We start from the raw sequence: 18918 nt of genomic DNA on the forward strand, positions 1-18918 counted from the left end.
TCACAGCACCCCCACCAGAAGACAGAACGGATGTCCGGCCGGATCGGCCAGCACATACAACGGTTCGGACCCTACCTGGGTACGGTCCAGCAAGACCCGCGCTCCGAGCTGCTCCGCGTGCAACCGGTGCAGCTCCAGCGCCTCGGCCGTCGGTACGGCGAAGTCGAGGTGCATCTGCATCGGAATCTCGGGCGACGGCCAGGTGGACCGCGGGAGCACGTCTGTGCGCTGTACGGCGAGTTGCCGCCGGCCATCGGAGTCGACAAGCACGAGCCAGCTGTCATCATCCGCCGTACCGTCCGTCGGCGGTTCGTCGCCCGGCCGGTACTGCAGACCCATCAGCTGCCGATAGAACTCCGCGAGCCCTCGGGCGTCCTCAGCGTCCAGCGCAGTGTGCATGCGCTGCGGACGCGTCACCTCGTCGATGTCGAAGCGGACGATGACCAACTCGTCCTCCGGTTCGAGCGCCGGATAGTAGTCACGCAGCCCAGCCAGTACGGCGTCCGCCCCGGGGAAGCCGTCTTCGCGGGCCTCGTCGTCACTCACCGTCGCGACGGTCTTCGCCAGAACCGAGGTGATCACCCCCGGCAACCGGACCTCCGGCTCCGATTCGAACACCAGCACCGCCGGTCCGACCTCGACAGGGTCCTGGAAGCGCATCGTGATCCGCTTGGCTCCGCTCAGTACGGCGCGTAGGTGTGCCGCCCGGAATCGCAGTTCCTGGATAGCCATACCGCCCACCCTGCCAGATCGAGGTGGTTCCGCAGCAGCCGTCGGCCGTGACAGGATCTCGGTATGGCGGGGAACTTGAGCTCATCGAGGAAGACGGCGGAGGAGCAGAGGCTGGAGGACCTGGTCCGGCTACGGCGCGTGCGGGACCGGATCGACCGGGAATACGCGCAGCCGCTGGATGTCGACGCGCTGGCGCGGGGCGCCGGGATGTCGTCGGGGCACCTGAGCCGGGAGTTCAAGCGGGCGTACGGGGAGTCGCCGTACAGCTACTTGATGACGCGGCGGGTGGAGCGGGCGATGGCGCTGCTGCGGCACGGGGAGATGAGCGTGACCGACGTGTGTTTCGCGGTCGGCGGTTCGTCGCTCGGGACGTTCAGTACCCGGTTCACCGAGCTGGTGGGGATGTCGCCGAGCGCCTACAAGCGGGAGGTCAGCGCGGCCGCGGCGGGGTTGCCGTCGTGTGTTGCCAAACGCGTGACCAGACCGATCAGGAATCAAGAAGCAGACCAAGCTGCACCGCACCTACTGTGATCGACATGACTCCTACTGCAGACATCAAGATTCAGCACAGCTTCCTTCCGCACACCGACCCGGACGCCTCCGCGGCCTTCTTCCGGGACCTGCTCGGCTTCGAGATCCGGATGGACGTCGGCGGCGGCGCGATGCGGTGGATCACCGTGGGGCCGGTCGGTCAGCCGGACACCTCCGTCGTCCTGCACCCGCCGTTCGCCGACCCCGGGATCACCGAGGACGAGCGCAAGACCATCACCGAGATGATGGCCAAGGGCACCTTCGCCACCCTCGTGCTGTCCAGCCCGAACCTCGACGAGACGTTCGAGAAGATGGTTGCCGGGGGCGCCGAAGTCGTCCAGGAGCCGACCGACCAGCCGTACGGCGTGCGCGACGCCGCGTTCCGTGACCCGGCGGGTAACCACATCCGCATCAATCAGCAGGCCTGAGACCCCCCGCCTGAGACGGCACTGACCTGGAGAACCGCGAATGACCGAGCATGTTGCCGACAGCCACGATCTGATCCGGGTCGTCGGCGCCCGCGAGAACAACCTGAAGGACATCAGTGTCGAGATCCCGAAGCGCCGGCTGACGGCGTTCACCGGGGTGTCGGGCTCGGGCAAGAGCTCACTGGTCTTCAGCACGATCGCCGCGGAGTCGCAGCGCCTCATCAACGAGACGTACAGCGCGTTCCTCCAGGGGTTCATGGCCAACCAGTCCCGCCCGGACGTCGACGTACTGGACGGGCTGACCACCGCGATCATCGTCGACCAGGAGCGGATGGGTGCGAACCCGCGCTCCACGGTCGGTACGGCGACCGACGCGAACGCGATGTTGCGGATCCTGTTCAGCCGGCTCGCGAAACCGCATGCCGGCCCGCCGACGGCGTACTCGTTCAACGTGCCGCGACGGATCGCGACCGGCGCGATGGTGAGCGAGAAGGGCGCCGGGTCGAAGCAGGTCGTCCGCGAGGCCGTGTACGCCGGCGGGATGTGCGCGCGTTGTGAGGGGATGGGGTCGGTCACCGACTTCGACCTGACCGCCTTGTACGACGCGGAGAAGTCGCTGAACGAGGGTGCGTTGACCATCCCGGGGTACAGCATGGAGGGCTGGTACGGGCGGATCTTCCGCGGCGCCGGCTACTTCAACCCGGACAAGCCGATCAAGAAGTACACGAAGAAGGAACTGCACGACCTGCTGCACCGGGAGCCGACCAAGATCAAGGTCGAGGGGATCAACCTCACCTACACCGGGATCATCCCGCAGATCCAGAAGTCGTTCCTGAGCAAGGACGTCGATGCGATGCAGCCGCACATCCGGGCGTTCGTGGAGCGGGCGGTGACGTTCACGACCTGCCCGGACTGCGGCGGTACGCGACTCAGCCAGGACGCGTTGGCCTCGAAGATCAACGGCAAGAACATCGCCGACCTGTGCTCGATGCAGATCAGCGACCTGGCCGACTGGATCCGCAAGCTGAAAGCGCCGTCGTACGCGCCGCTGCTGAACGCGCTGGGCGACACGCTCGACTCGTTCGTGTCGATCGGGCTCGGGTACCTCTCGCTGGATCGACCGGCCGGCACGCTGTCGGGTGGTGAGGCGCAGCGGACCAAGATGATCCGGCACCTCGGGTCGTCGCTGACCGATGTCACCTACGTCTTCGACGAGCCGTCGATCGGCCTGCACCCGCACGACATCCAGCGGATGAACGAACTGCTCCTGCAGTTGCGCGACAAGGGCAACACCGTCCTGGTCGTCGAGCACAAGCCGGAGATGATCGCGATCGCCGACCACGTCATCGACCTCGGCCCGGCGGCCGGGAGCGAGGGTGGCGAGGTCGTGTTCGAGGGCACGGTCGACAAGCTGCGCACGAGCGACACGCTGACCGGGCGGCACCTCGACGACCGCGCTGCGGTCAAGACCGAGGTGCGGACGGCGAACGGCGTACTGGAGGTTCGCGGCGCGGATACGAACAACCTGCAGAACGTCGATGTCGACGTACCGCTCGGGGTTCTTGCGGTTGTGACCGGGGTTGCCGGGTCGGGGAAGAGCTCGCTGATCCACGGGTCGATCGCGGATCGGGACGGCGTGGTGACTGTCGACCAGACTGCTATCAGGGGATCGCGGCGGAGCAACCCGGCGACGTACACGGGGATGCTCGAGCCGATCCGGAAGGCGTTCGCGAAGGAGAACGGCGTCAAGCCGGCGCTGTTCAGCGCGAACTCCGAGGGCGCGTGCCCGGCGTGCAACGGGGCCGGCGTGATCTACACCGAGCTCGGCGTGATGGCGACGGTCGAGTCGACGTGTGAGGAATGCGAGGGCAAGCGGTTCCAGGCGTCGGTGCTCGAGTACAAGCTCGGTGGGCGGAACATCTCCGACGTACTGGAGATGCCGGTGACCGAGGCGGTCGGGTTCTTCGCGGACGGTCCGGCGAAGGTACCGGCGGCGCACAAGATCCTGGACCGGCTGGACGATGTCGGGCTGGGCTACCTGAAGGTCGGGCAGCCGCTGACGACCCTGTCCGGTGGTGAGCGGCAGCGGTTGAAGCTGGCGACGCAGATGGCCGACAAGGGCGACGTCTACATCCTCGACGAGCCGACGACCGGTCTGCATTTGGCTGACGTCGACAACCTGCTCGGTCTGCTCGACCGCCTGGTCGACTCCGGCAAGTCGGTCATCGTGATCGAGCACCACCAGGCCGTGATGGCTCACGCCGACTGGATCATCGACCTTGGTCCGGGTGCTGGTCACGATGGTGGGAAGGTCGTGTTCGAAGGTACGCCGGCCGCGCTGGTGAAGGCGGCGAAGACGCTGACCGGGAAGCATCTGAAGGAGTACGTTGCCGCTCACTAATCCCTGGTTGGCGGGTCCGACTCCTGAGGGTGTGCTGTCGCGGGAGGTGCTGGAAGAGCGGATCCTCAACCTGTTGTCGACGCAGAACCTTGCTGTGGTGGCGACGGTGAACCGCGACGGGTCCCCGTCGGCTACTCCGGTGCGCTACTACAGCTTGGGTTTCGAGATCTTCTACACCTCGTGGGACGCGTCGGTGAAGTCGCGGAACCTGCGCCGCGATCCACGGGTGTCGGCGGGAATCGTCGTACCGTATGTGGGTTTGGCGTCGAGCCGGGGTGCGCAGTTGTTCGGGACTGCGCGGACGTTGGCGCCGGGTGATGCTGTGGAGTATTGGGAGGCGTTTCGGTGGCAGTCCGACTATGCCGAACGCGGGCGGTCGGTGGATGAGCCGCCGACGGATCCGCTGACGGTGATCACGCCGTCGCGGATCCTCTATACCGATCATTGGCTCCGCCGGACGGGCCATGCGCCGCGCCAGACTTGGCGGCCGTTGCCAGACCAGCGGTAGCAGCGGCTGCGATCAGTACGACGGGCGTGAGTCCACTCGGTACGACGTGGGCCGAGTACGTCGTACCGTCGGTCAGCTCGCAGTCGAATCGCAGCGGTAGGTAGCCGGCCTCGTGCCCGATGACATGGGGTGCTTTGCTTGGGTCGGCTTGGCGGCAGGCCGGGGCGGGGGATGATTCGGTGCCATGGTCGGACTCGCCTTGTGCGAGGCCGACCATGGCGATGCCGAGTGCGTAGCCGCCGACGGCGATGGATCCACAGATGAGCGCGAGTCCGCGGTAGACGACGCGCGGGCGGCTCTTGACCAGGCCGAGGATCGTTTTGCCGAGGCCCCACAGGGCGACGAGCAGGCTGGCTATGACGAGCAGGAGCGCGACGAGGAACATCATCGGCGGCCAAACGCGTCGAGCAACCGGTGTTGCGCCGGAGCGTCGGACGCGACCTTGCCGCTCGGACCATCGCCGTACGATCCGAAGGCGAGCATCTCGGTGAGCCGCGGTTCGACGACTGCCCAGAGTTGCTCAGTCACGGTGGTGTCCAGGGTTTCGTCCAGGTTTGCTGCTCGGAGCAGGTCCCACGCGTGGACGACCACGTCGACCAGCCGGTACCGGAGGAACGCCTCGGCCGAGATGTCGCCGCCGGGGTGGTGCACAACCTGGTCGGCGGACGCTGCGCGGAACGCCTCGATCTGCTGGGTGGCTGACTGATGTAGGTCGAGGTCCTGGGCTCGCGCCGCCGCCAATGCCTCCCGGCCGCTCACTCCAGTGAGCACTGCAGCGGCAAACCGGTTCCCCTCAACCACGTGCTCGACGAGCTCGCGCACATCGACCTCACATGAGGTCGGCAACCCCCAAACCCCCTCCGGCAGCTCGCCCACCACCCGCTCGAACTCAACTGAGGCAGCCGCCAGCAACTCCACATCCATGCGGACACCGTAACGACAGGACATATACGCCCACGACAGCCCGCGCGCCGCACCTCCAGGTGCGCGAACCGGTCTACGCATACGACTACGTCCTGTCCTACCGACGAAGGCGTCGAGCGCGGACAGGAATTCGTCGAAGTGCGAGTACCAGATGCTGTGGTCGGCTCCGGGGATCGCGCGGACTTGGAAGCCGAGTGACTGGAGCTCCGCCGCCCGGGCCGCGGACACGTACCGGCTGGGGTCGGCATGGATGACGAGCGATGGGATGTCGGCCACCGGAGTCTGCATGCGGTTGTCGGCGAACTCCAGGGCGACGGCTGTTGGAACGTCGAACTGGATGGCGGCTGCTGCTTCGACGTCGCGGTCGGTGTCGGACCAGGCCGGCTTGGTCCGGCGCAATGCGTCGACCGTCCGGCTGGCTTGTGCCGCGGTGAACTTAGCTGTCAGATCAACGGCTGCGCGGCTGGCTCCTGCTGCGGTGAACTTGGTTGTCGGCTCCACAGCGGCGGTCGTGGTCAGTGGGATGCGCCAGAACTGGTGGGACGAGCCCATCATCCCGTGCAGGAGGACGGCGACGCGATCGCCTTCGCCCCAGGTCGTCGTACGGAGGGTGTCCACGTGCTCCCTGACGACTCGTGGCGGCGAATAGTTGATAGGCAAGTGGTTGCTTGCCTATAGTGGGGGCTGTGACCACGGTGTTCCGGGCGTTGGACGACGAGACGCGGCGGGTGATTCTCGACGAACTGGCGGCTCGCGACGGCCAGACGTTGTTCGAGATTTGTTCGACGTTGACGACTCGGCACGGGTTGTCGTCGACGCGGCAGGCGATCTCGCAGCATCTTGGGGTGCTGGAGGCGGCGGGGCTGGTCGTGACGGAGAAGCGTGGACGGTCGAAGTTCCACTATTTCAATCCTGCGCCGCTCGCGGAGATCGCGCGGCGGTGGCCGGTCGGAGAGAGGTCCGGAGAATGAGAATCAACCTGGTGAGTGTGTTCGTCGACGATCAGCGGGCAGCGCTCGCGTTCTACACCGACGTCCTTGGGTTCACGAAGAAGCACGACATCCCGCTCGGTGCCGCTTCGTGGCTGACTGTCGTGTCACCCGAGGCGCCGGATGGCGCCGAACTGCTGCTGGAGCCGGCGGGTCACCCTGCGGTCAAGCCCTACCGCGACGCACTCGTTGAGGACGGGATCCCGCTGGTGCAGTTCGCTGTGGACGACGTCGAGGCCGAGCACGCCCGTCTGACCGCGCTCGGCGTCGAGTTCACCCAGCCGCCGACCGACGCCGGCACCGTGATGATGGCCGTCCTCGACGACACCTGCGGGAACCTCGTGCAGATCGTCTCGCCGAAGTCAGCCGGCTAGTACGACGAACTCGTTGCCATCGGGATCGAGCAGCGTATCGCCCTCGCCCTGCGTCGCGCCGAGGGCCACGAGCCGATCGACCTCGACCTGACGATCGCCTTCTGCCACCAGCGTCAGCTGAAGGCGATTGACACCCAGCTTCGGACTCACCGGCGGACCACCCCAGGCGATCTTGGTCCCGCCGTACGGCGCTTGGATCGCGGTCTCGTCGTCCTGGTCCCAGACCAGCGGCCAGTCGAGCGCCTTGCTCCAGAAGTACCCGACAGCCTGGCTTCCGTCGGACGACAATGCGCCGATCGCGGCGGTGTTGGCGAGGAAGTTGTTGGTCGGCTCGATCACACAGAACTCGTTGCCTTCCGGATCGGCCATCACGACGTGCGGCTCGTCATCCGACTGGCCGATGTCGAGGTGCTGACCGCCGAGCTCGAGGGTGCGGTCGACCTGGCGTTGCTGGTCTTCGGGTGACTTGCTCGTCACGTCGAAGTGCATCTGGTTCGGTCCGAGCTTCGGCAGGTCGCTCGCCACGAACCGGAGCCGGAAGGCCCGGTCGTCGGCCGGAGCCAGTACGGCGTCGTCTTCGAACGTGAACTCGAGCAGCCCGGCCCAGAACCGCGCCAGCCCGGCCGGATCCTTTGCTGCGTAAGAGAGTTCCTGCAGACGAACACCCATGGGTCTCACATCCCAACACTCGGTCGGCGCATTACGTGCACCCTAGACCGGCGCCCTGCCCCGGAGCACCCGAATTACGCTCCAGGGCGGGACATCGCCGACCTACCGAGACACCCGCAGATGCTTGCGTTCCGCCAACTCTTCAGCGCTCACCGGCACCAGAACCGGCGTACCGGGCAATGCGAACATCGTCAGCACGATCTGCGCCTGCTGGTCGGTCCGGTTGTTCGAACCCTCGATGTGGATCACGTCCCCGCCCGGCTCGAACAGAGCATCGCCGGCCTTGAGTATCCGCGGTGCCTGTCCCTCCAGCTCGAACAGAATCTCGCCCTCGGTCACATACCCGAACAAGGGCCCCGGGTGCCGATGCGGCGGTGCCCCCGGATCACCCGGACCCAACGTCACCCGAACACTCCGGGCCTCCGCCCCAGCCGGAATCCAGTGTGTGACATCGGCCCGCGTCTCGATGATCTCGACCCCAGGCGGCAACTGTCCTGCGCTCATGCCCGTCCTCTCACTCGTTGACTCCTACACCCTCAAGACAGGCCGATGGGCGTGTTTGTGACGATTCCTCACTTTTAATCCGGCTGCACGGCACTGCCCGGGTGCGGAATCATCGGCGTCGTGAACGACAGACCGTACGTTCGGATCCAGGTGGAGTACCGCGGACGCCTCGGCGTCGAAGTCGGAGCCCTCGTCGCGGTGGACCATCTGCGTCGAGCGGGCCGGCTGTCTGCCGCCGACGAAGCGCGCTGGCTCGATATCGACGACTGGTTCATCGAGCACCTGCCGAACCCGGACTTCTATGCCGACGGCAACAGCATCGGCGCGGTCACCTGGTTCAAGGCGCCGCTCCGCCCCGACATGCACGCGCTCGTCGACGAGGTGTGCAGAATCCTGACCACGTCCGGCGTTGCGCACCACCGCGTGACGTCCGACGACCCGGGCACGATCGTCTACGAGGACGAGTTCCAGGTCGGAGTCGTGCCGTACGAGCGCGGTTTGCCGACACCGATGCCCGAGGGCGTCACGCTCACGCCGTCGGCTCCGGGCTCGAAGCGTGCGGTGGCAGCGTCTCCCGTTCGGCATGTGTTGCTGGACGCGGATGGGGTGCTGCAGGAGTTGCCTGGTGGGTGGTACTCGGCGATGGAGCCCTATCTCGGAGAGCGCTCTCGGGAGTTTCTGCATCGGACCTGGAAGGACGAGTTGCCGATGCTCGCCGGGCAGGGTGACTACCTGCCTCTCCTCGCGGCAACCTTGCAGGAGTTCGGGGTCGGCGTTCCGGTGGGTGAGGTGTACGACGCGGTGTGGAAGAACATCGTGGTCGTCGAGGAATCGCTCGAGGTGGTACGGCGACTACGGCGGAACGGGTACGGCGTCCACCTGGGCACGAACCAGGAGCAGTACCGCGGCGGCTACATGCGGACGAGTCTCGGGTACGACGAGTTGTTCGACGTGAGCTGCTATTCGCACGAGCTGGGCGTGGCCAAGCCTGATCCCGGGTTCTTCGTGGAAGCCGGTCGGCGGATCGGTGCTGAATTGGGGAGCGTGTTGTTCATCGACGATGTCGCGCGCAACGTGGATGGAGCGCGGGCGGCCGGGATGCTAGCTGAGCAATGGGATCTGACGCAGGGACACGACGTGCTGCACGAGCTCTTGGCGAAGCACGGAGTGTCGGCGCGCTAGATCTCCCAGCGGGTGCCGTCGTCGGGGATGACGTGCCCGTGCTTCTCGACGGCTCCTGACTTCGGTCGCCTTTGTCGCGTTCGCAACGGTGCGCGGTGCTGGCGTTCGACGATGCGTGTCCGTGCGGACCAACTGAGGCTCTAACGAGGTCGGATTCGCCTGGTGAACCGCCTCATCAGGTCCGGGTGGGTGTGGCGTGCGGACCTGCCCCACTCACCAACCCGCTTCTGGGCGGTCCGGGCAGGTTGCGCTGAGCGTGGACCGAGCAGGCTCCGCAGAGTTGGTGAGTGGGGGCGGTCCGCCCATGCCCTCCCACCCCCTGTCCCGTCTCATTCCCCGGTCCACTGTTCGGCACGGTGGCTTCGGTCGACGCGCCACCAGTAGCCCGCCTCGACTGTGAGGAGATTGCCGCCGGTAAACGATGGAGAACGGCACGGAGGTCACACTCGACCGCCCACTGCCCGCACTCGCCGACCACACCGGGGCCAAGAGCCACCCGGCGGGCCTGGTCACCCGGCCCGCTGACCCCGACCGGCTGATCCGCCGCGCGCTGAACTGCGGGAATGCGACTTGAACGCTGCCACCGACTGCACGACTCAGGCCCTAACCCAAAGGGCCGAAGGCAGGTTGGTTGAGCAGTGGGATCTGACGCAGGGACATGAGGTGCTGCACGAGCTCTTGGCGAAGCACGGAGTGTCGGCGCGTTAGATCTCCCACCGGGTGCCGTCGTCGGGGATGACATGCCCATGCTTCTCGACGGCCGCGCGCTCGGGTGAGTTCGGGTCGATCACCGGGTTGGTGTTGTTCAGGTGCGTGAACGCGAGTGGCAGATCGAGGTGCTCGACCGTCGTGGCGATCGGCAGGTGACCCATCACGGTTTGCCCGGGCATCTCGTCGGCGCTGTGGAAGGTGCCGTCCAGTAAGACGTACGTCGCTCCGGCGGCGAACTGCTCGAAGCCGTCGGGGAGTTGGGCGACGCACGGGGCGTAGACGAACGAACCGCCGTGGTGCTCGAAGCGGTACGCGACCACCCACGGTCCGGGCGCGGGATTATCGGCGTACCGGGGTCGTTTGTCGCTGACGGCCAGTGTCTTGATGGTGATTCCGTCGAGCTCGTCCGGGACGGGGGACCAGGTCCACGCGTGGTAGCGATCGGTGATGTCGCGGAAACGGGAGAGCGCGTTCAGTACCGCTGGTGGAGCGTGGATCGCAAGTGTCTCCGCCTCGCGGAGGAGGAGCAGTCCGAGGGTGTGGTCGAGTTCCGCGTCGGTGAGGAGTACGCCGCGGATCGGTGTGTCGCGCAGGCCGGGGCCGGCGCGTAGCTCGGGGGTCGCGAGGATCTGCGCGCGAAGATCCGGGGAAGCGTTCACCAGGTACCAATTGTTGCCGTCGGCACTGATCGCGAGGCCGTCCTGAGTGCGCGGCTCGAGATCGGGGTTGCGGCAGGTCGGGCAGGCGCAGTTCCACTGTGGGAAGCCGCCACCGGCCGCCGTACCGAGCACGATCACCTTCATCGGCTCGGGCTCCGCATCACGAAGCCGGTACGCCGGGGTTCGGCCAGGATCAGGTCGACGACACCGCGATCGGGCGACTTGTGGCAGACCGGGTCGGTGGCCGCGGCGTCGCCCGTGAGGAGGAACGCCTGGCAGCGGCAACCGCCGAAGTCGAGTTCGCGCCGGTCGCAGGTGCGGCAGGTGTCGCTCATCCAGTCGTCACCGCGGTAGGCGTTGAAGGCGCTGGAGTCGTACCAGATCTCGGCCAGAGAGCGCTCCCTGGCGTTCTCGAGCTGCAGCGTGGTGATCGCGCCGGCGGCGGGACACGGCAGCACCGTGCCGTCCGGAGCGATCGTGATCTGACGCGCGCCCCAGCCGTAGGTACAAGGCTTGGGGTACTTCTCTGGGTAGTCCGCGATCACATAGACGATCTGCATCTTGCCCTTGAGTCGAACCAGCGCGTCCTGGACGATCGGCTCGGCCGAAGCGAGCTGCTCCGCGGTCGGCATCAGCTGAGAGCGGTTTCTCAGTGCCCAGCCGTAGTACTGCGTGTTCGCAAGCTCGAGCCGATCCGCGCCAAGTTCCTCGGCGAACGCGATGATCTCGGCCAGCTGATCATGGTTCTCGCGATGCAGTACGACGTTGACGCTCAGCGGCAGGCCGGTACGGCGAACCAGGTCGGCGGCGATCGTCTTGTGGTGATGGGCGCGGGTCCCGGCGATCCGGTCGGCGGTTGCCGCGTCGGCTCCCTGAACGGACAGCTGCACATGGTTGAGTCCGGCACCGACCAGCCTCTGGAGCCTTGCTTCGGTGAGACCGAGGCCGCTGGTGACGAGGTTGACGTAGGCGCCGAGGCCGGCGGTGTGCTCGATCAGCTCGGCGAGATCCCGTCGGCCGAGTGGTTCCCCGCCGGAGAAGTGCACCTGGAGAACGCCGATCTCGCGCGCCTGGGTGAGGATGTCGCGCCAGGCGGCGGTGTCGAGTTCGCTGTCGCGGCCGAGGAGTTCCAGGGGGTTGGAGCAGTACGGGCAATGCAGAGGGCATCGGTGGGTGAGCTCGGCGGTCAGGCTCAGTGGCGGGACCGCGTTCTTGGGATTCGTCACGTCCACTCCACCACCTGTTTGTCGACGAGCCGGTCCAGCAGGCTGCGAATCTGCTCCGGCCGGACGGCGGCGTACTTCTCGTTCAGGAGACGCGTGATCTCGGATAGAGAGCGCTCTCCGTCGCACAGTTCGAGAACCGCGGTCGCCGTCGCGTTCGGGATCAGGACGCCCTCGGGATGCAGGATCACCGGGGTGTTGCGGACCGCGTCGTGACTCAGCCGCACGCCGCGACGGATCCGCGGCCGCGGATCGGGAGTCGCTGCGTCAGAGAGCGCTTTCTCGGGGTGGGTGGTCATTTCTTGCTCGCTGCGTGATCGATTGCGTCGAGCAACGACCACAGCACGTCGCACTTGAAGGAGAGCGCGGAGATCGCGGCGTCCTGCTCGGCTCGGGTGCGGCAGTGTTCGACGACCAGGTCGAGGGTGGCTTGGCCTTCGCCGGCGACCGTGTCGATCCGGTTCGTGAAATAGGCGAGGTCGTCGGGGCGGATCCAGTCGTACTGCGCGAGCATGTCGGCGACTCGTGCCTTCATCAGGTGGCCGGAGAACATCTCGGTCAGCCCGGAGGCCACTGCCTCGATCCACGGTTTGGCGCGCGCGAACCCGACGTACGCGTCAACGGCGAAGCGAGCGCCGGGCGCGACGTGGCGTTCGTCGACGACCTCGTCGCGGCTGAGGCCGACCGCTTCACAGAGGCGGAGCCAGCGTTCCATGCCGCCGGTCCCGGGCTCGGTGCCGTCGTGGTAGACGATCCGTGGCAGCCATTGGCGGCGTACCTCGGGAAGTGGGCAGTTGCTGATGATCGCGGCGTCCTTGCGCGGGATCGCGCTCTGGTAGTACCAGCGGTTCGCGGCCCAGACCTGCAGTTCCGGCTGCGAGAGCTCGCCGGCATGCATGCGGTGGTGGAACGGGTGCGTTCCCCAGTACCGATGGGAAAGACCGCGGAGTGCACCGGTGAATTCGTCCACGCTCATCGGCTGCATTGAACCTCCCGAGTCATCGAAGCGATTCATGGAACATTTTCCAGATGTCGCCCACAGGATGGAACTCAGGGGAATTGCAGTCTCAGTACAACCGCACCTGCCCGGCCCGCGACCGTTGCCGCAGGCCCGGACAGGGCTGTTCACCGGACGGGGGCGGAAGTCCGATGATCACTTTGCTGTACAGGGGATACGGGAGTGATCAGTTAGGTGATCAGTTCACTCGTCCGGCGTATCCGGTGACCTCGGTAGGGGTCTCGAACTCGGTGAAATCCGGGGCGATCCACTCTTCCCGGGCAGTGTTTTCGACCATGGTTTTTCTCCTTGCGATCGTGGCGGGGGGCGCCGTCCTCGATTCCCGGTCCCAGTGGTCCGGGAATACGCACCCTAGAGTCTAGGAGAAGGCTTTCCAAGAGGTAGCCCGCGATTCGATCATTTCAGATCTCGCCGACCGGGTCCGACCGCGACAAACAAGTGGTCGCCCCGCAGCCCTTCAACTAGCCTCCAACAGGTGCAGAGATATGAGCTGGCCGGGGCGGACGCGGTTCGGGCGATGCAGGAGTTGGTGCAGCGGACGTGGAGTCCGCGGTCGCGGCTGCATGTCGGGGATGTGGCGTGGGAGCGGGCGGTGAACTCCGGTCGGCGTGGGGACACGTGGCGTACGGCGTTCTGGGAGGACGGCGGGCAGGTGGTTGCGTGGGGCTGGGCGGAACCTGATCATCTGTCGCTGGTGGTGGATCCGGGGCGGGCGGAGGTCGCGGGCGACGTAATCAACTGGTTTCAGGACCTCCACCCGGACGGCGCCTGCAGTGTGCTGGAGGACGAGACCCAACTCGTGGATGCGCTCGAGAAAGCCGGCTACCAAGCGGACGACGAGGCTCCCTTCTTCACTCATCACCGCATCGAGCTGAGCGACCTCGGGACACCGGTCGTCCCGGACGGGTTCATGCTGCGGCACGCAAAGCCTGACGAGGTGCAGAAGCGGGCCGCGGCTCACCGGGCTGCGTGGTCCGACTTGGGGCCGTCGAAGGTGACCGACGAGGACATGGCCGCAGTGATGTCGACCTGGCCGTACGAGTCCGAGCTCGACTGGGTTGTCGAAGCTCCGAACGGCGAGTTCGCGGCGACCGCCTTGATCTGGCATGACAAGGTCCATGGGATCGGTCTGGTCGAACCGGTCGGCTGTGCACCGGCGTACCGGCGTCAAGGTCTGGCCGCAGCCGTCAACCTCGCTGCCCTGCACGCCCTCCGCGACGCCGGCGCCAAAGCCGCGATGGTCTGCCCGCGCGGCGACGACGCGTACCCGACAGCTCGGGCGCTCTACCAATCCATCGGCTTCCGCCCAGGTGCGAGAAGCAAGCTCTACGTACGCCGCTAGTCCGGGTAGCCGAGTTGGCGGGTCCACGGCCCGCCGACAGCAGACCGTACGGCGGATTGGCCGCGAGGCAGGTCCAGTACGTCGATGAGAGTCGGGTCCTCGTCGATGGCGTGGCTGAGGTGGCCGAGTTTGCCGTCGGGGCCGGCGTCCGACGTACCGATGAGTTGCCAGATGCCGTCGTCTTCGTCGTGGCCGACGAGGAGGACCGGTTCGCGCATGTCGAAGACCTCGGCGGTCTGGATGCAGTTCGTCTGCAGGAGCCAGTGGAGCAGCCACCAGGCGCGCCGGTCGGTGGCGAGGGCATTGTCGGCGACCCACCACATGAAGGGGAGGTCTTCGTGGGCGCGGGCTTGCTGAGCGGTCAGATGCGGGCCGCCGATGAACTCGCCGAACGCGCGGCGATCCATCCCGCGTGCATCCGCGGTCGGTACCTCGGCAAACCGGCCCTGGATGACCTGAACGTTCATGCGCGAACGTTAACTCACCGATCCGACACCGAAGTCCTTCAGCACGAACGGCGGAATTCGATCCACGATGCCGCTGAGCAGTGGAACCGTGGCCAGCGTGTGCGGGACGGTCCATGGCTTGGGCGTGTAGGCGACGAGGAGGTTGCCGACCAGGCGGAGGTCCTGCGGTGGATGGGCCAGGATCCACTCGATCATGCGGGGATGCAGCATCGCCGAGGTATAGCGAGGATCGAGGCTGGCCGCGAAGTAGCGCTGATTGAACGCATCGCTCTCGGTGTCGCTGGTCTGCAGGACGGGTTCGAGCGGCGGCAATGAAGGGGGAGTGACCTGGTCGTGGCTGATGCGGAGTTCGGGGAGACCGGCCGGGAGCTCGATGGCGACGAGATTGTTCACGACCGTCGTCGGGAGCTTGCCTCCTTCGACGGTGACGAACTCAGCCATCTCGATCCGGCGGCCCTCGTACTCGCCGACGAGCAGGCGGCGCAACTCGCCGTCGTCCTCGAAGCAGCGGGCCCCGGCGGCAGCGAGCCGGCCGCCGATGTCTTCGCCGGGCTGCCATCCGTAGCGTTCGGCTCCGGCCTGGAGGCGGGCGAGCTTGGCTGCTTCGCGGTCGAGCGAGGGTGAGACCAGCTTGGCGAACACCCAGCCGACCAGGGCGACGAAGCCGATGAACACGGCCGCGCCCATCTGCATCCCGACGAGGGCATCGAGCCAGGTCGGTACGTCGAGAGCGTGCACCCCGGCAACCTAGCCGACCGCATGGTCAAACTGGTTCGGTCGACTCGCGGGGCTCGAATATCGTCGTGAGATGGAGTTGCTGGCCTGCGGTCACCTGGCGAACGAGGGTCCGTTCCGGACCTGCCTTCACCTGTGCGTCGAGGAGCCGGAGGACATCTCGCGGCTCTACACCGGTGTCGGCGGCGAGTACCACCTGGTCTGCGAGACCTGCGGCAAACTCGACGATCCGTGGTCGCAGCTCGCGGTCGTCTGCCTCGGCTGCACCGAACGGGCCGACGACGAGAAGGTCACCCACATCAGCGGTCGGCCCGAGATCCGGTACGACGATCGCCCGCTCGCCGGGACCTTCCACGAAGAACCGGCGTACGCGCAACCGGTCAACGACCGCTGCCTCGCGCCGTCGGGCGACGGGTGGCTGGTGTACACCGGGAAATACCTCGTGCAGCTGGGCGGAGCGTCGTACCGGCTGAAGATGCGCAAGGACCAGGAGGACGACAACGCCTTCGGTACGCCGGGCCCGACCGTGCACGCGTCGTCGGACGGACGGTTCGCGGCGGTCGTCTGGGATCACGGCCGGTACGGCGAGGTCGTGGATCTCGCCAAGGGGCAGATGACCGTGACGCTCGACCGCGGCGACTACCGCAACTACACGACGCCGTTCCCGTTCGCGTTCCTTGCCGACGGCACCTTCATCACGGCGACGAGCTGGAACCGCCTCGACCGCGTCAACTCAGCCTCCGGCAGCCTGCTGACGCCACGCGACACCAAGTGGCGCAAGGGCGACGAGCGGCCGGAGAACTACCTCGACTACTTCCACGGCCGCCTGACCGTCAGCCCGACCGGAGCCTGGCTGGTCGACGACGGCTGGGTCTGGGCGCCGGTCGGCATCCCCCTGCTCATCGACGTAGCCGCCTGGCAGAACGGCACCACCTACGCCGCCGAACAAGGCCGCCGCCTCACCTACCGCGACTACGCCTGGAACCAGCCAGTCGCCTGGCTCACCGACAACGTCGTCGCCATCCAGCGAATCGGCGAAGACGACGCCGCGATGGTCGACGGCGTCCAGCTGTACGACGCTCCGAGCGGCGAGCGCGTCGGCACCCTCTTCGGCCCAAAAGGGCAGATGTGGGCAGTCGACGGCCAACTCGCGGTCGCGGCCGAGCACGGCCTCGAGTTCTGGGACCCCGCCGAGGGCGCGCGCGTCGGCGTACTGCCTGGCTTCCGGCCGACTGCCTACAACGCGCGGACGCGGACGTTTGCTGCGCTCGAGGACTGGGTTCTGCGGACGTACCACCTCCCGGTCGTGGCGGCTGCTAACTTGTGCAGCGATGGATGACCTTGAACTTGCCCTCGGTACGTCGGACCTGGCCGCGCAGCTCGCGCTTGCCCACTACGAGGCCGGGGTCACCGTCTCGGTGAAAGCTGACGGCTCACCGGTCACCGAGGCAGACCGGGCCGTCGAGCGATTGCTGCGGGACGCGCTGTCGGAGGCGCGGCCGGGCGATGCGTTCTTCGGCGAGGAGCTCGGTGAGCTGGGCGAGTCCGAGCGCGTCTGGATCCTCGACCCCATCGACGGCACCAACTTCTTCAGCCGCGGCGACCCGAACTGGCGGATCCAGCTCGCTCTGGAGATCAACGGGATCACCGAGCTCGCGGCCGTCACCGCGCCCGCGCTCGGGATCCGCTGGTGGGCAACCCGCGGGGGTGGCGCCTTCGAGTCACCGTGGCCGGGTGCTGAACCCCGGCGGCTTCAGGTCAGTACAACTGTCGAAGACGCCACGATCGATGCCCTAGGCAATGATCCCCGGCTTCCCACCGCAGGTCCACCCGGCAGCCCCCTCCCGCTGGTCGAACTCGTCCGCGGCGAGATCGATGCGTTCCACGTCGAGCGCTATTACAAGTGGGACCACGCGCCCTGGATCCTGCTCGTCGAAGAAGCCGGCGGCCGCTTCACCAACCCGATCGGCACCAACACCGGCGACCAAGGTGGCGGTCTCTACTCCAACGCCAACCTCCACTCCGGCCTCCTGGCGCTACTCGGCTATCCAGGCGGCTCGGCGTAGCGGGTGGTAAGGGTGGTGGCTCGGGTGTGGAGGGCGGCGCGGAGCCAGGGTGGGGAGAGGGCTTCGGCGTTGGTGGAGAGTTGCCAGAGGGCCCACTCGGCGTGGCGGCGGTCTTGGAAGGTGACTTCGAGGCGGAGCCAGCCGTCTTTGTCGGTGGTCTCGGTGAGGATGGCCAGGGCGGTGCGGGCCAGGTCTTCGCGGCGGACGGGGTGGACGCGGGCGAGGACTGTGACCTGGTCGCCGCTGGTGCGGAAGCGGGTGCTGCGGTCTTGCCAGGCTTGGTCGAGGTCGACGCGGTCGGGTCGCTCGGCTGGTTCGGGGAGTTCTTCGGTGGCGAGGATGCGGTCGAGACGGTAGGTGCGGTCCTCGCCTGATCTGGTGGCGAGGAGGTAGCCCTGTTCGCGCACTGTCACGACGCCGATCGGATCGATCGTGCGCCACTTCGCGGGCTGGTCGGTTGCGGCGTAGTGGATGCGGAGCTTGTGGCCGGCCAGTACGGCGCGCAGGACCTCGGCGGTCGTGGTGTCGGGCGACTCTTCGGTGACGAGGCGTCGGGAGAGCAGGTCGGTTTCGGGGTCGATGAGGAGGCGTTGGGACGCGCCGGCTGCGGTGTTCCGGTAGCTCTCGGGGAGGGCGTCGACGACCTTCAGCATGGCTGAGGCGAGGGCCGAGCCGAGCCCGAAGACTTGCGCGCCGCGACGCGATCCGGCGACAACCAGGGCGAGCGCTTCGTCATGGTTGAGCCCGGTGAGCTCGGTCTGGAAACCGGGGAGCAGCGCGAATCCACCGAGCCGGCCGCGTTCGGCGTACACGGGGACGCCCGCGGCGGACAGCGCCTCGATGTCGCGCAGCACGGTGCGCGTGGACACTTCCAGCTCGCGCGCCAGCGTGACCGCGGACAGCTGACCGTGCTGGCGCAGCAGCAGAACCAGCGAGACCAACCGGTCGGCACGCATGCGGAAAACCCTACCGGAATACACGACACAGGATGTCGTGATTCGCTGAGAGGCTTTCCCTACAACCTCAAGCGAAGGGAAACGAAGTGGCAGTGGAACGAACGGCGGTCAACCCCTGGACCTGGTCGCAGCAGCTGGGCTACCACCAGGGCGAGATCGTCACCGGCAACAGCCGCACCCTGTACTGCGCCGGCCAGACCGCCATGAACGCCGACGGCAAACCCGAGCACGCTGGCGACATGGCAGGGCAGCTAGAACTGAGTCTCACCAACCTGGAGTCCGTCCTCGCCGAGGCCGGAATGTCGCTGGCCAACGTGATCCGGCTGAACGTCTACACGACCGACGTCGACCTCCTGTTCCAGCACTACGGCGTACTGGCCTCCCGCCTCGGCGCCGCCCAGGTAGCCCCACCCACCACCATGCTCGGAGTGAGCCGGCTGGCGATCCCGATCCTGCTGGTCGAACTAGAGGCAACCGCCGTGGCGTGACCGTGTCGAGA

Annotated in this window: 25 protein-coding genes; 12 read left to right on the forward strand and 13 right to left on the reverse strand. The window is 66.9% G+C overall.

The genetic code is table 11. The features are described 5' to 3' along the window. Positions 1 to 732, reverse strand: a complete 732-nt coding sequence (locus tag ABD231_RS08100; RefSeq protein WP_344147438.1) for a VOC family protein — start codon at positions 730 to 732, stop codon at positions 1 to 3. 63 nt (positions 733 to 795) lie between these two features. Here ABD231_RS08100 and ABD231_RS08105 point away from each other — a divergent pair, with 63 nt between their 5' ends. The 4 genes from ABD231_RS08105 to ABD231_RS08120 are packed head-to-tail and all read left to right on the forward strand — an operon-like array spanning position 796 to position 4600. Continuing rightward, the gene (locus ABD231_RS08105) at positions 796 to 1263 is read left to right on the forward strand and encodes a helix-turn-helix transcriptional regulator (protein ID WP_344147441.1); all 468 of its coding nucleotides are present in this window, start codon (positions 796 to 798) and stop codon (positions 1261 to 1263) included. 5 nt (positions 1264 to 1268) lie between these two features. Next, positions 1269 to 1691 (forward strand): VOC family protein, encoded by a 423-nt coding sequence (locus tag ABD231_RS08110; RefSeq protein ID WP_344147444.1) that lies wholly within the window; start codon positions 1269 to 1271, stop codon positions 1689 to 1691. A gap of 40 nt (positions 1692 to 1731) precedes the next feature. Further along, complete coding sequence (locus ABD231_RS08115; protein ID WP_344147447.1) at positions 1732 to 4092, forward strand: ATP-binding cassette domain-containing protein; 2361 nt, start codon at positions 1732 to 1734, stop codon at positions 4090 to 4092. Beyond that, positions 4079 to 4600: a pyridoxamine 5'-phosphate oxidase family protein gene (locus ABD231_RS08120; protein WP_344147450.1), complete on the forward strand. Its 522-nt coding sequence runs from the start codon at positions 4079 to 4081 to the stop codon at positions 4598 to 4600. The genes ABD231_RS08115 and ABD231_RS08120 overlap by 14 nt, the downstream gene beginning before the upstream one ends. Here ABD231_RS08120 and ABD231_RS08125 read toward each other — a convergent pair. Continuing rightward, positions 4506 to 4988 (reverse strand): hypothetical protein, encoded by a 483-nt coding sequence (locus tag ABD231_RS08125; RefSeq protein WP_344147453.1) that lies wholly within the window; start codon positions 4986 to 4988, stop codon positions 4506 to 4508. The genes ABD231_RS08120 and ABD231_RS08125 overlap by 95 nt on opposite strands. Continuing rightward, positions 4985 to 6142, reverse strand: coding sequence for a maleylpyruvate isomerase N-terminal domain-containing protein (locus ABD231_RS08130; protein ID WP_344147455.1), 1158 nt, complete (start codon positions 6140 to 6142; stop codon positions 4985 to 4987). Before ABD231_RS08130 ends, ABD231_RS08125 begins: the two co-directional genes overlap by 4 nt. 68 nt (positions 6143 to 6210) lie before the next feature. On the opposite strand from ABD231_RS08130, the gene ABD231_RS08135 reads away from it, so the two are divergent. Both ABD231_RS08135 and ABD231_RS08140 read left to right on the forward strand, forming a co-directional pair. Beyond that, positions 6211 to 6495, forward strand: coding sequence for an ArsR/SmtB family transcription factor (locus tag ABD231_RS08135; RefSeq protein WP_344147459.1), 285 nt, complete (start codon positions 6211 to 6213; stop codon positions 6493 to 6495). Continuing rightward, positions 6492 to 6887, forward strand: a complete 396-nt coding sequence (locus ABD231_RS08140; RefSeq protein ID WP_344147462.1) for a VOC family protein — start codon at positions 6492 to 6494, stop codon at positions 6885 to 6887. Before ABD231_RS08135 ends, ABD231_RS08140 begins: the two co-directional genes overlap by 4 nt. On the opposite strand, the gene ABD231_RS08145 is transcribed toward ABD231_RS08140, so the two are convergent. Next, positions 6876 to 7556, reverse strand: a complete 681-nt coding sequence (locus tag ABD231_RS08145) for a VOC family protein (RefSeq protein WP_344147465.1) — start codon at positions 7554 to 7556, stop codon at positions 6876 to 6878. The two genes, ABD231_RS08140 and ABD231_RS08145, sit on opposite strands and share 12 nt — an antisense overlap. Positions 7557 to 7658: 102 nt before the next feature. Continuing rightward, complete coding sequence (locus ABD231_RS08150) at positions 7659 to 8060, reverse strand: cupin domain-containing protein (protein ID WP_344147468.1); 402 nt, start codon at positions 8058 to 8060, stop codon at positions 7659 to 7661. 120 nt (positions 8061 to 8180) lie between these two features. On the opposite strand from ABD231_RS08150, the gene ABD231_RS08155 reads away from it, so the two are divergent. Continuing rightward, the gene (locus ABD231_RS08155) at positions 8181 to 9242 is read left to right on the forward strand and encodes an HAD family hydrolase (protein ID WP_344147471.1); all 1062 of its coding nucleotides are present in this window, start codon (positions 8181 to 8183) and stop codon (positions 9240 to 9242) included. Between the two features lie 421 nt (positions 9243 to 9663). Continuing rightward, positions 9664 to 9816, forward strand: coding sequence for a hypothetical protein (locus ABD231_RS08160; RefSeq protein ID WP_344147474.1), 153 nt, complete (start codon positions 9664 to 9666; stop codon positions 9814 to 9816). Positions 9817 to 9946: 130 nt separating this feature from the next. Here ABD231_RS08160 and pqqB read toward each other — a convergent pair whose 3' ends face one another. From pqqB to pqqA, 5 genes are all read right to left on the reverse strand, one after another. After that, positions 9947 to 10756 carry a pyrroloquinoline quinone biosynthesis protein PqqB gene (gene pqqB / locus ABD231_RS08165; RefSeq protein ID WP_344147477.1) on the reverse strand — a complete coding sequence of 270 codons (810 nt, stop codon included), beginning with the start codon at positions 10754 to 10756 and terminating at the stop codon, positions 9947 to 9949. Continuing rightward, on the reverse strand, positions 10753 to 11838 hold the full coding sequence (gene pqqE, locus ABD231_RS08170) for a pyrroloquinoline quinone biosynthesis protein PqqE (RefSeq protein WP_344147480.1): 1086 nt from the start codon (positions 11836 to 11838) through the stop codon (positions 10753 to 10755). Before pqqE ends, pqqB begins: the two co-directional genes overlap by 4 nt. Further along, positions 11835 to 12134: a pyrroloquinoline quinone biosynthesis peptide chaperone PqqD gene (gene pqqD, locus ABD231_RS08175; RefSeq protein ID WP_344147483.1), complete on the reverse strand. Its 300-nt coding sequence runs from the start codon at positions 12132 to 12134 to the stop codon at positions 11835 to 11837. Before pqqD ends, pqqE begins: the two co-directional genes overlap by 4 nt. Next, on the reverse strand, positions 12131 to 12811 hold the full coding sequence (pqqC, locus tag ABD231_RS08180) for a pyrroloquinoline-quinone synthase PqqC (RefSeq protein ID WP_344147486.1): 681 nt from the start codon (positions 12809 to 12811) through the stop codon (positions 12131 to 12133). Before pqqC ends, pqqD begins: the two co-directional genes overlap by 4 nt. A gap of 220 nt (positions 12812 to 13031) precedes the next feature. Then, positions 13032 to 13130 (reverse strand): pyrroloquinoline quinone precursor peptide PqqA, encoded by a 99-nt coding sequence (gene pqqA / locus ABD231_RS08185; protein WP_344147489.1) that lies wholly within the window; start codon positions 13128 to 13130, stop codon positions 13032 to 13034. Positions 13131 to 13328: 198 nt separating this feature from the next. On the opposite strand from pqqA, the gene ABD231_RS08190 reads away from it, so the two are divergent. Beyond that, positions 13329 to 14195, forward strand: a complete 867-nt coding sequence (locus ABD231_RS08190) for a GNAT family N-acetyltransferase (RefSeq protein ID WP_344147493.1) — start codon at positions 13329 to 13331, stop codon at positions 14193 to 14195. Here the strand turns inward: ABD231_RS08190 and ABD231_RS08195 are convergent. Together ABD231_RS08195 and ABD231_RS08200 are read right to left on the reverse strand one after the other, a co-directional pair. Next, a complete protein-coding gene (locus tag ABD231_RS08195; RefSeq protein WP_344147496.1) occupies positions 14192 to 14662 on the reverse strand; it encodes a hypothetical protein in 471 nt (156 codons plus the stop codon). The genes ABD231_RS08190 and ABD231_RS08195 overlap by 4 nt on opposite strands. A 9-nt stretch (positions 14663 to 14671) precedes the next feature. Continuing rightward, complete coding sequence (locus tag ABD231_RS08200; protein WP_344147499.1) at positions 14672 to 15400, reverse strand: hypothetical protein; 729 nt, start codon at positions 15398 to 15400, stop codon at positions 14672 to 14674. Between the two features lie 70 nt (positions 15401 to 15470). On the opposite strand from ABD231_RS08200, the gene ABD231_RS08205 reads away from it, so the two are divergent. Both ABD231_RS08205 and ABD231_RS08210 read left to right on the forward strand, forming a co-directional pair. Beyond that, on the forward strand, positions 15471 to 16736 hold the full coding sequence (locus tag ABD231_RS08205; protein WP_344147502.1) for a WD40 repeat domain-containing protein: 1266 nt from the start codon (positions 15471 to 15473) through the stop codon (positions 16734 to 16736). After that, on the forward strand, positions 16729 to 17463 hold the full coding sequence (locus ABD231_RS08210; RefSeq protein WP_344147505.1) for an inositol monophosphatase family protein: 735 nt from the start codon (positions 16729 to 16731) through the stop codon (positions 17461 to 17463). The genes ABD231_RS08205 and ABD231_RS08210 overlap by 8 nt, the downstream gene beginning before the upstream one ends. On the opposite strand, the gene ABD231_RS08215 is transcribed toward ABD231_RS08210, so the two are convergent. Next, the gene (locus ABD231_RS08215; protein ID WP_344147508.1) at positions 17442 to 18419 is read right to left on the reverse strand and encodes a helix-turn-helix transcriptional regulator; all 978 of its coding nucleotides are present in this window, start codon (positions 18417 to 18419) and stop codon (positions 17442 to 17444) included. The two genes, ABD231_RS08210 and ABD231_RS08215, sit on opposite strands and share 22 nt — an antisense overlap. 92 nt (positions 18420 to 18511) lie before the next feature. On the opposite strand from ABD231_RS08215, the gene ABD231_RS08220 reads away from it, so the two are divergent. Continuing rightward, complete coding sequence (locus ABD231_RS08220; RefSeq protein ID WP_344147851.1) at positions 18512 to 18907, forward strand: RidA family protein; 396 nt, start codon at positions 18512 to 18514, stop codon at positions 18905 to 18907. Positions 18908 to 18918: the final 11 nt, after the last annotated feature.

The organism is Kribbella yunnanensis (assembly GCF_039529655.1).
GTDB classification, from domain to species: Bacteria; Actinomycetota; Actinomycetes; order Propionibacteriales; family Kribbellaceae; genus Kribbella; species Kribbella yunnanensis.

Coding starts and splice junctions, on each gene's coding strand:
- ABD231_RS08160 (WP_344147474.1), top strand. CDS start 9,664: ATGGAGAACGGCACGGAGGTCACACTCGACCGCCCACTGCCCGCACTC.
- pqqC (WP_344147486.1), bottom strand. CDS start 12,811: ATGAGCGTGGACGAATTCACCGGTGCACTCCGCGGTCTTTCCCATCGG.
- ABD231_RS08150 (WP_344147468.1), bottom strand. CDS start 8,060: ATGAGCGCAGGACAGTTGCCGCCTGGGGTCGAGATCATCGAGACGCGG.
- ABD231_RS08100 (WP_344147438.1), bottom strand. CDS start 732: ATGGCTATCCAGGAACTGCGATTCCGGGCGGCACACCTACGCGCCGTA.
- ABD231_RS08105 (WP_344147441.1), top strand. CDS start 796: ATGGCGGGGAACTTGAGCTCATCGAGGAAGACGGCGGAGGAGCAGAGG.
- ABD231_RS08140 (WP_344147462.1), top strand. CDS start 6,492: ATGAGAATCAACCTGGTGAGTGTGTTCGTCGACGATCAGCGGGCAGCG.
- ABD231_RS08115 (WP_344147447.1), top strand. CDS start 1,732: ATGACCGAGCATGTTGCCGACAGCCACGATCTGATCCGGGTCGTCGGC.
- ABD231_RS08145 (WP_344147465.1), bottom strand. CDS start 7,556: ATGGGTGTTCGTCTGCAGGAACTCTCTTACGCAGCAAAGGATCCGGCC.
- ABD231_RS08195 (WP_344147496.1), bottom strand. CDS start 14,662: ATGAACGTTCAGGTCATCCAGGGCCGGTTTGCCGAGGTACCGACCGCG.
- ABD231_RS08125 (WP_344147453.1), bottom strand. CDS start 4,988: ATGATGTTCCTCGTCGCGCTCCTGCTCGTCATAGCCAGCCTGCTCGTC.
- ABD231_RS08210 (WP_344147505.1), top strand. CDS start 16,729: ATGGATGACCTTGAACTTGCCCTCGGTACGTCGGACCTGGCCGCGCAG.
- ABD231_RS08215 (WP_344147508.1), bottom strand. CDS start 18,419: ATGCGTGCCGACCGGTTGGTCTCGCTGGTTCTGCTGCTGCGCCAGCAC.
- ABD231_RS08205 (WP_344147502.1), top strand. CDS start 15,471: ATGGAGTTGCTGGCCTGCGGTCACCTGGCGAACGAGGGTCCGTTCCGG.
- ABD231_RS08110 (WP_344147444.1), top strand. CDS start 1,269: ATGACTCCTACTGCAGACATCAAGATTCAGCACAGCTTCCTTCCGCAC.
- pqqA (WP_344147489.1), bottom strand. CDS start 13,130: ATGGTCGAAAACACTGCCCGGGAAGAGTGGATCGCCCCGGATTTCACC.
- pqqD (WP_344147483.1), bottom strand. CDS start 12,134: ATGACCACCCACCCCGAGAAAGCGCTCTCTGACGCAGCGACTCCCGAT.
- pqqB (WP_344147477.1), bottom strand. CDS start 10,756: ATGAAGGTGATCGTGCTCGGTACGGCGGCCGGTGGCGGCTTCCCACAG.